The sequence below is a fragment of the Massilia aerilata genome (genome assembly GCF_042656905.1).
GTDB classification, from domain to species: domain Bacteria; phylum Pseudomonadota; class Gammaproteobacteria; order Burkholderiales; family Burkholderiaceae_D; genus Telluria; species Telluria aerilata.
The window spans coordinates 144,183-150,198 of sequence record NZ_JBHSMZ010000014.1; the positions used below are offsets into that span (position 1 = coordinate 144,183).

At 58.5% G+C, this 6,016-nt stretch carries 8 protein-coding genes; 1 reads left to right on the plus strand and 7 read right to left on the minus strand.

Annotated features, from left to right (window positions below):
* Positions 1-31: 31 nt before the first annotated feature.
* The 7 genes from ACFPO9_RS17625 to imuA form a co-directional block, all read right to left on the minus strand.
* On the minus strand, positions 32-601 hold the full coding sequence (locus tag ACFPO9_RS17625) for a hypothetical protein (RefSeq protein WP_379772783.1): 570 nt from the start codon (positions 599-601) through the stop codon (positions 32-34).
* A 6-nt stretch (positions 602-607) separates the two neighbouring features.
* Entirely contained in the window at positions 608-883 is a 276-nt protein-coding gene (locus tag ACFPO9_RS17630) for a hypothetical protein (RefSeq protein ID WP_379772786.1), read from the minus strand.
* Between the two features lie 383 nt (positions 884-1,266).
* Complete coding sequence (locus tag ACFPO9_RS17635) at positions 1,267-1,593, minus strand: H-NS histone family protein (protein WP_379772789.1); 327 nt, start codon at positions 1,591-1,593, stop codon at positions 1,267-1,269.
* Between the two features lie 84 nt (positions 1,594-1,677).
* Positions 1,678-2,349: a hypothetical protein gene (locus ACFPO9_RS17640; protein WP_379772792.1), complete on the minus strand. Its 672-nt coding sequence runs from the start codon at positions 2,347-2,349 to the stop codon at positions 1,678-1,680.
* 339 nt (positions 2,350-2,688) lie between these two features.
* A complete protein-coding gene (locus ACFPO9_RS17645) occupies positions 2,689-3,012 on the minus strand; it encodes a hypothetical protein (RefSeq protein WP_379772794.1) in 324 nt (107 codons plus the stop codon).
* Between the two features lie 32 nt (positions 3,013-3,044).
* Positions 3,045-4,529: a Y-family DNA polymerase gene (locus ACFPO9_RS17650; protein WP_379772797.1), complete on the minus strand. Its 1,485-nt coding sequence runs from the start codon at positions 4,527-4,529 to the stop codon at positions 3,045-3,047.
* Positions 4,459-5,163: a translesion DNA synthesis-associated protein ImuA gene (imuA, locus tag ACFPO9_RS17655; protein ID WP_379772800.1), complete on the minus strand. Its 705-nt coding sequence runs from the start codon at positions 5,161-5,163 to the stop codon at positions 4,459-4,461. The genes ACFPO9_RS17650 and imuA overlap by 71 nt, the downstream gene beginning before the upstream one ends.
* A 395-nt stretch (positions 5,164-5,558) precedes the next feature.
* Here imuA and ACFPO9_RS17660 point away from each other — a divergent pair.
* Positions 5,559-6,016: helix-turn-helix domain-containing protein (locus ACFPO9_RS17660; RefSeq protein WP_379772803.1), on the plus strand; the 458-nt coding region annotated here is incomplete at its 3' end.

Consider the following 6,016-nt stretch of genomic DNA (forward strand, 5'->3'; position numbering starts at 1 on the left):
CCGGGGTTATGGGTATTGTGAGTCGCGATCTTTACTGCGATGCTGGGAGCGATACGTCCGTGTTCTCGGGTTCGACTTGAGGCATGATCTCGGCCAGAACGTCAGACTGCTCCTCCGGGTCGTCGATGCCGATGAATACAACCGCGTCGGCGCTCGAGTTGGCTAGCGCAAGCTTCTCCTCCAGTTCGCTAAACCGGACGGGAGCGGTATTGGCCTCGCACCAGTTGTAAGGTGACTGGCCTGTCCAGTAAAAGTGGTTTCGCGTGATCCGTAGATGTTGAGGCCGGCGCTTGAACAAGTCCACATTCCACTTGATGTGATGCTGGATTTCCAGATGCTCGACGCCTTCGACCTGAGTAAATCGGGCGAGGCGGTAGAGCTTATCTACGAAGTCCTGTGTCAACGTGAAATATGCGAACGGCTCATAGTCCTCATCGGCGAAGCGGTGCGCTACTGCAAGCACAACTCTACCGCCGATTATCGGAGTCGCACCTGCATCGGCGGCTAACGCGACGTCGACATGTGGCGGCTCATGCTCTTCGATAACGGATGGTCCGGTGTCGTAAAAGCGCCTGCGCTTCTTTCCTTTGGATTTTTTCATAATGCCTCAGTGAAGAACCGTCGCATGCATAAGGTCGCCGCCGCATCCAAGCGCCAGTTTCATCGGCATGCCGAGGCGGCTATGCCCTACCCCGCCGCCTTCAACTGCCCAGGTGGCCGTGAAGTGAACGAGGTTGCGGCGCCGGTCGAAGCCCGCAGTACGGTAGACGCGATCGCCGCGGAACCAGTTTTGTGCTTCGAGTCGTGCGTACAGGGCGGATTCGCCAAGCGCACGGGTTTTACATCCGGTCATCTCCTTGATTTCTGCTGCTGAAAGTTTCATCTGCGTTCCTTGTGAAGCGGGATCGCGGCCCTACGGGTGCAATCCCGCAGGGTAAAAAAGTTAGTTGGACGAACGTGGTCCGACGCAGCCTGCCGGGATGCGACGAGCTGACGTAGGGCGATTCGATGCGATTGAACTGCTGACCACCGAAGCGGAGCCATACAGGGTCTTGAAGTGGACGTCCAAGGTGGAGCGTCCGGTACCGCAGCGCGGCGTATGAAAACTTTAAGCGGTGGGCTTCTCAATGGGGCATTGAGAAACAGGAGACTGGCGAACAACAATGCCGCAGGGCGACGAAGGTGATTCTATACGGAAACTAATGCAAAGAGCAATGCTGGCGTAAAAGGGGCATGGTGCGACCCATACCCCATTCCAGAGCCGTGTTACTGGATCTGGAGGGCGTCCAGGTTATTGCCCGACTTCTCCAGGTACTCAGCGATCCAGCGCGGCTGGCGACCGCGGCCAGTCCACTGCAGCTCGGGCTGCTCGGGATGACGGTACCGCGCCGCGACGGCTTTCGCTGCCTTCTTCGGCTGGCCACCCTTGAGGTTCATGATCTGCTCGACCGTCATTCCGACGCCTTGTGCCAGGGCCAGAATCTGCTTCTGGACGTTCGTTATCTCATCCTTCTGGCGCGTTTTGATTTGTTCAGCTACCTGCGTTTGCAGATCGCGGAGTTCGGGTAGCGAAAAATTGCTCAGATCGGTCATGTAAATCCCTCTACGTTGGAAAGTGGTACCTACTGCGTTCGACTTCAATGCCGGCGGTGCGGCACCTTGAACGACAATTTATGTTTAATTCTGCTTCTGGCTCTTGATTTCGTCGAGGTAGCGTTCGCGCACGTCGTAATCTGTTTGAACATAATAAAGCCTACCGTCCAACGGCACGCCCAGCATATAACCGGACTCCGGATCGCAGTTCATAAAGCCGGTGCCGTTCTCACGTATCGACGCGCTTACCCGCTCCAATGGCAATTCCTTATTATGCCAGTCGCCAGCCAAATAATAGTACGCGCTGACCGTACCATTCTCGGGCATGATCATTTCCTCAGCAATTGCTGATGGCACAGTACGGCGGCCAACACCTGACAAAAACGCTTTTTCGGCCTCAGCAATCTTGGCCGATTCGCGCTCCAATTCTTCGCGTTTCCATCGCTGTCGAACGGCTTCCCGGGCGTCGCGCATGGCGACACCCATCTCCCATAGTCCGGGATAAAGGTCTTCGGCGAGGATCTTGCCGGCGCTGCGGAGATCTTCGGTTTCGCCACGCGCAGCGTAATCTTGAACCATGCGCAATGCGACGCCCGTGAGCCGTTGGTCCAGGCCACCCGCGCATTCGGCGAAGGAGAAGCCGCACTGGTCGTTGTAGAGAGACAGCAGTAGCTTGGCGAGGCCGCCAGCACCACCCGTGCCGGGATTCTGGCGGATTATCAGCAAGGCCTCATCGTATGGCGAAATAGCATTCATAGGACTTCCCTATTCTGGTTTTTCGTGACCGGCTTCGCCGGAGAGCGTCGTCGCGCAGCACATTTTAAATGCTGAGCGAGGGTCGTGACCCGGTTCCATTTTTAAACCATCGCAGAGCAGTACTCTCAGGCCAAGATCAACAACACCGCGACGTATCACTTCCCCACAAACACCGCAACGGAACTGGCAGGACCATTGGCCGTTGGCATAGTAGGCAGTGTATGGAACGCGTTCGCATACGCTGGCGTTATGTTGTCGGCTCATAAAAAATCGTCCTGGTTATTTGTTGGGCGGTTCAGCATCTAGCGGATCGGCGCATAGCCGAGATTTGATGTGGCATTATTCGGGTCGATTAACGAAACCGCCTATTCGCACGTTCCAGCACTGGGCCGTTCGCCTGTGCGTGACCTCGTCGACCTCCAGGCCGCTCACCCGAGCCTCGCCAGCCTTGCACCACAGTAGCTTCGCTTCATAGAGAGGCGGCAACACGTCGGCGCCGCTCGGCGCTTGCAACCTGGCGGTGGCCACCGTACGCTTGAACTCATTGCTGAGAACCTCTTCAAACGAGAATGAGCCCTCGTATTCATGCTGCGGAAACGCGAGCCGGTACCGCGGCAGCGGACGACCGCCAGCCTCAAAAAGTAGCGAAACCGAATCGGACATTCTTTCAGTCATACCCGTACGAGCCTTCTAAACTAGCCGAACAAACCGTGTAGGAACCACTTCCGGTCGCCGTCATCGTCCGCGTTGCTCAGCCGCTCCCTGTACACCCAGTACAACGAATGATCACCCTGGCCCTCTGCTATGAAATAGTCGCGCGAAGCCGCATTGCTCCACCACCCGGCCTCTACCCGTTCAGGACCTGAAATCATGCGCAGCGGGCTTGTGTAGTAGGGTCGATGGTCTCTCACCAAAAGCGCGATCGGCTTTGCCAGCAACCACGCCGGCCGCGTCGTGGCCTGCAGGTCTGGCGGCAGCTGCGCCAGCACCGAGGCCTCTCGCAGTTTTTCTTGGACCGAAACCCATGCGTTCGCCACCTCTGGACGATAGTCAGCTACAGGAGACGGTTGGAGAACCCGATCGGCGCCTAGGCGGGCGACAAGCAGCTCCATCACCCGTTTCTGGTCTTCCTCGGTCCCGCCCGGTTCAGCAAAAAGGTCTTGCGACAGTGGCGCCATCGGTTGCAGGTGAGTGGCGTCCAGCGCCATACCGATTACCGGTGCGACCAGCTCGACCTTTCCAAACTTTTCTTTCAGGAGCCGGACGATGTGTTCGCTGTGCCAGGTAGGCTCAGAAAGTGCGACGTCGACGGCTGTCGCAGGACGCTTTTCACGCCCCCTTTCGTGCTCGAGAAAAACCGTCACCCGCTCTACGGCCATCTGGCGGCTGCACAACCAGCCGACGAGCTCAAGGATAAGGCGCTGCGCACCCGCCAGCAGCAGGTCCGCGTTCTCGATGCGGTCGAACAGTTCGATCTTCGCTTCAAACGTCGTCGGTGCTTCGATCCATTCGAACAGTTCAGGCGCGGAGCCGAGCGCACTGTCGAGTGTGTCGAGCAGCTGTCGTCCGCATCGGCGCTGCAGGCCGGCCCTGGGTAGCCGCCGCAGGTCCGCAATCGTCTCGCACCCGATACCCTCGAACCAGCTAGCGAATGGCCTGGCCGCAGGTATGGCCAAGACCAGTAAGCGATCAAGGTGACGTGCCATCGTTTGCGCCTTGAGCAACCGCCTGCTTCCGGTGCGGGCGAGCAGCCAAGCCCCTCTCGCGGTAGGCGCACAGCTAACCCGGCCGGAAAAGCCCAGGGCGCGTAAATCGGCTCGAATGAGCCTGCACAGCGCACGAATGCCCCCGAACAAGGTCAAACTTCCCCCGATTTCGACAAGCAGGCTTGATTCCTCGGCCAGCGTTACCAAGGGGGTGTATTTGAGCAGCGCCATCGCCACCGCGTGCAGAGCCGCGCTCTCCCTTTCGATCGAGCGTTCATGCACTCGCGCGTCAGGTACGAGCATAAGCACGCCACCGCGGCGCATCCCGTGCTTGATTCCCGCAGCGCGGGCGGCGCGAGACATCCCAAGCACCTTTTCGTGCTCGAGAACGACGCTCACACCGTCACTCGACCATTGCGGCTCGAACGCTTCGAGCGGGAGCTGGTGAAGATGTAGGCCGATCCAGAGGCGCATTGCTTTGAACAAAAGAAGGAGATAGAGGTAGGAGCAGACCTGCTTCCCTAATCGGCCCTTTCCGTTTGACAAACTCGACCATAACGCCGCCCGGGGCTGACCGAAGCGCCAGGCGGAGCGGCGCCGGCGAGGCGTCCTGTGCGGATGCTAGAGGCCGGAAGAGGTAGAACAGGGCCGATCCGTCTTGCGACGCGAGATTCAAGCGCCTCAGTGACTCGTTTCGTGCATGGGTTTGCCACAGCAGTACTGCACCCATTCCGCCCGAGCGCAAGACCGCTTCTGCGGCCCATAGCGCATCGGCTGTCTTTTCAGGTTGTACCCAGATCACCTGAGCAGGATCTAGTCCCATGGCGGCCAGCGCCAGCGCATTCGGAACGTGCGGAGGCTGTATCAGCATCACCCGCTTTTTGCCTAAGCTGCTCAGGACCGGCTTGAGCAACCTCATCGCGCCGACCGCCTGATTTTCGGTATGCAGTTCGATAAGGCTACTGATCGGCCAGCCACCTCCAGGTAGCTGGCCGTCTAAAGCAGCCCAGCCTGTCGAGTGGCATCGCGAGCTGGACCGCGCGAGCTGAGACGCCCTCCACAGAGAGGGGTGTATTTCTTCCGGCGGTGGATGGTTGTCGCGAGGCATTTTTGAGAATAAAACTACTGTATGTCCGAACAGTACTCCACAAGCTTCGCTTTGACAAGTTGCCAACCAGTTGCGAGCGCGCAACCGCAGTGAATGCTGAAGGTTTCGGTAGCCTGCCCTACAACTAGCAGGGAAAAAAAATGGTTCATCGCGGGTTTCCGGGATGAACCTGTTGTAAACGCAAGAGAGCAGTAAGGAAGAGTTATTGTGTTTGTGCGACCAAACAAATCTCTCAACCTACCGCTCTCATGTCAGATCATATTGCCTCACTCCCGTTCTGGGAAGGTTTTTCCGTCACCTCGTCCATTCAGTCAGGCCAATCGGTATCGATTCGGCTCGAGCCTTGTCCGGCTACGGCCCGGATCTGCAGGCACTGCGCCAGCGTGGCGCCAAAGGTGCACGATGTTAGCTGGCGTACCGTGCGGGATTTGCCGGTGGTGGGTCATGCGCTGACGCTGGAAGTGGCTGTGTACCGGGTCAAATGCGAAGGCTGCGGGCGTACCGGAAGCCAGCGTGTCAGCTGGCTCGATCCACATGCCAGAGTAACGCGTCGCCTGGCGGCTTTCGTGGCCCTGTGGAGCGAGCGCATTCCGCTTACTCACGTTTGCCAGCTTACTGGCCTGCACTGGAGTACGGTGCGGCAGATTCATGAGCAAGCTTTGGAGCGGAAGCTTGCTGCGTTACCGGAGGCGCGTCCGAAGCGTCTGGTCATGGACGAATTTGCCCTGTTCAAGGGCCATCGTTACGCCACAGTCGTACTCGATGCCGATAGCAGGCAGGTCCTCTGGGTTGGCGAAGGCCGTAGCCGTGAAGCCATCCGGCCTTTCTTCACCTGGTTGGGCATCGAGCGTTG